A 4,650-nucleotide genomic window follows, 5' to 3' on the forward strand; every position below is an offset into this window, starting at 1 on the left:
GTCCTGCATCGAGAAAACCGACTACCCGTTCCCGGAGGAGTTGGTGCTGTCAACACCGTCCCGGTGAACGGTTACATTTGAACGGCCACAAACAGCCCGCCATTTATATCAAACCATTAACTGGTCAGCGATGGGTTGTTATTATCAAACGGCCTCTCTATACTGCGCGCCCTCTGATATAGAGACCCGATGGAATATAAATAAGCTTCATGGATGAGGCCATTCAATCACACGCAGTTCGCATTAACAGGGCAAATCCATCCATGAACAAGATCAATAAAGTTGCAATGCTCTCTCTGCTCGGCCTGACCTTCAGCGGTGCCGCTTGCGCCCAGGGCTGGTATGTCGGTCTGGACCTCGCCACCTCCAACATGGATCTCGATGGCGCAGCCCAACAGGCCTATGACGCCAAGATCATCGATGACCAGCTCGATGGCGGCAGCCTGATCGTCGGTTACGACCTCAACCACTGGCTGGCCATCGAAGGGGGCTTGCACGCCCAGCAGATGAGCCAGCTGATGTGGGTCAACGCCCCGGGCCTGACCGGCTTCACCGACACCACCATCGACACCCGCAGCATCAGCCTGGCCGCCAGACTGAGCCAGCCACTGGCCTGGGGGTTCAGCGCCTACGCCAAGCCGGGGATCGCCTACACCAGCACCGAAGTGGAACTCATCGGCAGTGGCGCCATGCTGGGCTACCGCGTTCAGGGCAACCTCAACGAGACCAAAGGCACCCTGCACCCCAATCTGGAAGTGGGTCTGGACTACGCCTTCAACGACCACTTCTCCGCAGGGATCGGTTACGAGCGCCAGTTCAACGCCCTGAGTCTGGGTGACGAGCACTACTCTCTGGATACCTTCAAGCTGGGCCTGCGCTACCACTTCTAAGTCGCGCCGCCCCGCTCGTGTGCTGATGCGCAAAGCGCAGATACAAAAGGGCCGCAGGTTTCAATCCTGCGGCCCTTTTTACTGCTCTTTTTTCCGTACCCTGCGCGTTAGCAGATCTGGTCTTTGCCCAGTTGCTTGGCCTGATAGAGCGCCCGATCGGCCCGCACCATCAGGCTCTCTTTATGCTCATCCTGCTGATACTCCGCCAGCCCGAAGCTCATGGTCGCAGGGGCATGGGGGCAGATGGGCTCGCTCGCCATCAATGCCTGCAGCTTGGTCGCCACCACCATGGCATCCTCGCGGTTCGTATTGGGCAACAGCACCATAAACTCGTCGCCGCCCCAGCGAGCCAGCAGATCGATCTCGCGGATATGGCTGCGCACCAGCGCCACTATGTTGATCAGGGTCTGATCCCCGGCGTTGTGGCCGTAGCGGTCGTTGATCTGCTTGAAGTTGTCCACATCCATGGCGATCACCGTAAATGGCAGATGGAAGCGGCGGGCCCGCTCGCACTCCAGCTGCAACGCCCGCTCCAGCCGGTAACGACTGGCGGCACCGGTCAGGGCATCGGTCTCTGCCAACTGACGATTCTCCTCCACCCGCAGTTTCAGCTCCTCGTTGAGCCGCACCAGCTCGGCGGTGCGATCCGCCACCTGCTGCTCCAGCGAGTGGTTGCGCCGCTCCAGCTGCTCCAGCAACAGCTTGCTGGCGTGGATATCGCGGTGGGCGCCAATCATCCGCGCCACAGATCCATCGGGATTGCGCTCAATGATACGGCCACAATCCTCAATCCACAGGTAACTGCCGTCCCGACAGCGACAACGATACTCGGCACAATATTCGGAAGCCTGGCCGCTCAGACAGGCATCGAATTTGGCCATCACCCCGGCCAGATCGTCGGGGTGGATCACCCCCTCCCAGGTGAAGACGGTATTGCCGAGGGTGTGCGGCTCGTAGCCCAGCATCCGGTACCAGCCGGGGTTGCGATAGACGAAACCGGTATTGGCATGCCAATCCCAGATGCCATCGCTGATCACCTCCAGAATGCCATGCACCACGGCTTCGCTGACATCCGAGATCCTGATCGTGTCACTGTCCTGCAGCATAGTGGCCATCCTTATTCTTCTGCCCCGCGCCACTGCGGGGAATCGCCGTATTGTCGTGAAGCGCTACCTTGGCATATTGCAAAAAATCTGTCAGCCAGAACCCCACCGCACCACCGTTTTCCCGGTTATCGGCCACTCACGGCGCAGGTTGAATCAGGGGGGCCATAAGTGTGGCTCAAGCGCGCCCCATTTACCGGATTTAACTCACGATTCAGTCATTTGGGGGATGGGAATAAATGGGGGGATACCCAGAGGCCGCCACAGAGGTCAATCGGCCAGAGTCAGCCGATAAAAATCCGTCTCCTGATGTTTCGGATTGGGGCGCAGAAATACCCAGCCAGATCGCCGGTAATGGTTCAAGGCCCGCACATTGGTGCGACTCACGGAGAGAATGGCCCATTTACAACCCGCTCCCTGCAACTGCTGGCGAATATAGGCCTGCAACCCGGCAGCCAGACCGCTGCCACGATATTCCGGGAACAGATAAATCAGCTGCACATAGCCGGTCTCGGGTTCATCGGAAAAGCTGCGAAATTCCAGCTGGCCCACCAGTTGTTCACCCGCCCAGACATGGAGGTAGTGCCATTGCGCCTTCCCCAGCCTTTCGCGGATCCGCGCCCGATAGCCGTCGATAAAGTCGGCAAAGCCGTCATGGGTATGAAAGCTGCAAAAATAGGCATCCCTGCGCGCCTGCACACAGAGTTCGTAATCCCGCTCCAGATCGATGGTATTAAATTCAAGTCTCAAGCAATGGCATCCTGTCGTGCGTGGGTAAGGTGCAACAAGCGAAGCGCATTACACCTTTTGGCAGATAAATAGCAGCGGTGCAATTCACTTCGTTCTTTGCACCCTACCCTCCCTCACCCTGCCCTCTCCCAAGGGGAGAGGGGATCATCCGGCATTGGGGATATGGCGTTGGCAATCGGGGGCGGTTCGGGAGTGGCGGATTGCACGATATTTCTATGATGCGATGTTGGATTACCTGATATTCGATTACACGATTGACCAATTACGCGATCGTCCGATTACGCTTCGCTAATCGAACCTACAAATACCCGATACATTAATGGTGCGATATAGAGTGCAATGGGATCGCAATCTCCCTTCTCCCCTTGCGGGAGAAGGGTCGGGGATGAGGGGAGGAAAAAAGAGATTACGCGGTAAACGTTGGGCTTCGCTACGCTCAGCCACAACCTACACAATCGGTAGGTTGGTGCTGAGCCTGCGAAGCCAAACATACGAGAGCGATTTTTCGATTACTCGACATCAGTAACCGATATCAAATGGTGTAGGCTTGCCAGACACTCTAATAAAATCACCATGCGCGTATACATTGTGACCAAATCCACACTCATTTTTATTCGGATTTGTATCAACCATCAGAATACCATGATCTTTTTCTATAAATTTTATCGAAATTTCACAATTACCCTCTTCACCGGTTAGTTTTATCAGCCCCTCATCATCCTTCATAGTCACAACCTGAGAGATTTCCCCCATGTTAGGACCATAAGCCATCCCCATTAACCCAAAGTAGAGCAGATTCAAAGATATCAAGTAGTCACTACCTTGCTTTTCTACAGAGGCAACATTCCAACTTCCGAAACCAGCATACTCCCAATAAGTTCCCACCATATCAGGCCCAACAGAGACTGGCATGTTTTTAAGCAGACCGTAGTTGAATTTAGATTTCTTATCATTCTGGGCTAATGACAACCATGCCAGAGCCTTAAGCTTGTCCCCTTGTTTTATATAAGAAAGTGCAACATTGTTATATGCCGTAATAGTCGCAACTTTATCTGGCTTACCATAGACATATCCACACCCCTCACTTAATGAGACTTGCTTAGTAAAATAATCTCTTGCTTTGGCATATTCCCCTGCCTTGTATAATTCATCACCTTTTTTTATAACCTCTGGCAGTTTTGCACACATCTCTTTCTCGATATCATCACCAGACTCTGCTGCATTAGCAAAGAAATTAGCGATAATATATAGAGGCAATACCATTAGAACAAACTTCACATTTATAAATTTCATATCATCCACACCTTAAACTTTTATTATCTTTTTGCTGTATAATAATCAGACTGACCAGAATAGATAAAACAAAATTCACAAATAGGCCACCATATACCTTTGTATATACCCAGTAGGTTAGTGGCAATGTTTCACTGACTACATATAATATCGCTGCGTATAGAAGATAAGATGTCCCCATGACCTTTCGATAAGAACACCAGACTATATCATCTAGGGAAAGTGCGAATAAGCAGGTCATTTCTTCCCAAGCTGGCTCGCTGATTAAAATTTCGCGGATCCGGGCCGATTGTTCTCCCGTAAACACCTCGAATTAGCCTATTTAGGCCGTTTTTTCGCCATTCCTGGCGTTATTTCCGGTTTTTAGTGAGATCTCTCCCACTGACGTATCATCTGGTCCACCCGAAACAGGTTGGCCAGGGTGAATAACATCGCCAGTTGGTTATCGTTTTTCTGTAGCCCCTTGTATCTGGCTTTCACGAAGCCGAACTGCCGCTTGATGATGCGAAACGGGTGCTCCACTTTGGCCCGGATGCGGGCTTTCATGTATTCGATGTTGATGGCCGTTTTGTTCTTGCGTGGATGCTGTTTCAAGGTTCTTACCTTGCCGGGGC

The 4,650-nt window shown here is 52.7% G+C and carries 5 protein-coding genes; 1 reads left to right on the forward strand and 4 read right to left on the reverse strand.

Annotation, left to right across the window (positions count from 1 at the left end; all coding sequences use genetic code 11):
- The first annotated feature begins 263 nt into the window (after nt 1-263).
- On the forward strand, nt 264-890 hold the full coding sequence (locus OKC40_RS21815; RefSeq protein ID WP_270796974.1) for a porin family protein: 627 nt from the start codon (nt 264-266) through the stop codon (nt 888-890).
- Nucleotides 891-997: 107 nt separating this feature from the next.
- Here OKC40_RS21815 and OKC40_RS21820 read toward each other — a convergent pair whose 3' ends face one another.
- The 4 genes from OKC40_RS21820 to OKC40_RS21835 form a co-directional block, all read right to left on the reverse strand.
- Nucleotides 998-1,996, reverse strand: coding sequence for a sensor domain-containing diguanylate cyclase (locus tag OKC40_RS21820; RefSeq protein WP_042061650.1), 999 nt, complete (start codon nt 1,994-1,996; stop codon nt 998-1,000).
- Nucleotides 1,997-2,263: 267 nt separating this feature from the next.
- Nucleotides 2,264-2,743: a GNAT family N-acetyltransferase gene (locus tag OKC40_RS21825; RefSeq protein ID WP_270796975.1), complete on the reverse strand. Its 480-nt coding sequence runs from the start codon at nt 2,741-2,743 to the stop codon at nt 2,264-2,266.
- 519 nt (nt 2,744-3,262) lie between these two features.
- Complete coding sequence (locus OKC40_RS21830) at nt 3,263-4,036, reverse strand: tetratricopeptide repeat protein (RefSeq protein ID WP_270796976.1); 774 nt, start codon at nt 4,034-4,036, stop codon at nt 3,263-3,265.
- Between the two features lie 363 nt (nt 4,037-4,399).
- Nucleotides 4,400-4,650: transposase (locus OKC40_RS21835; protein WP_270796977.1), on the reverse strand; the 251-nt coding region annotated here is incomplete at its 5' end.

The organism is Aeromonas sp. QDB11, from assembly GCF_027705265.1.
In the GTDB taxonomy this organism is placed as follows: domain Bacteria; phylum Pseudomonadota; class Gammaproteobacteria; order Enterobacterales; family Aeromonadaceae; genus Aeromonas; species Aeromonas allosaccharophila.

Excerpts from the sequence above, each read along its gene's own strand:
- OKC40_RS21815 (WP_270796974.1), top strand. The coding sequence starts at position 264 with ATGAACAAGATCAATAAAGTTGCAATGCTCTCTCTGCTCGGCCTGACC.
- OKC40_RS21820 (WP_042061650.1), bottom strand. The coding sequence starts at position 1,996 with ATGCTGCAGGACAGTGACACGATCAGGATCTCGGATGTCAGCGAAGCC.
- OKC40_RS21830 (WP_270796976.1), bottom strand. The coding sequence starts at position 4,036 with ATGAAATTTATAAATGTGAAGTTTGTTCTAATGGTATTGCCTCTATAT.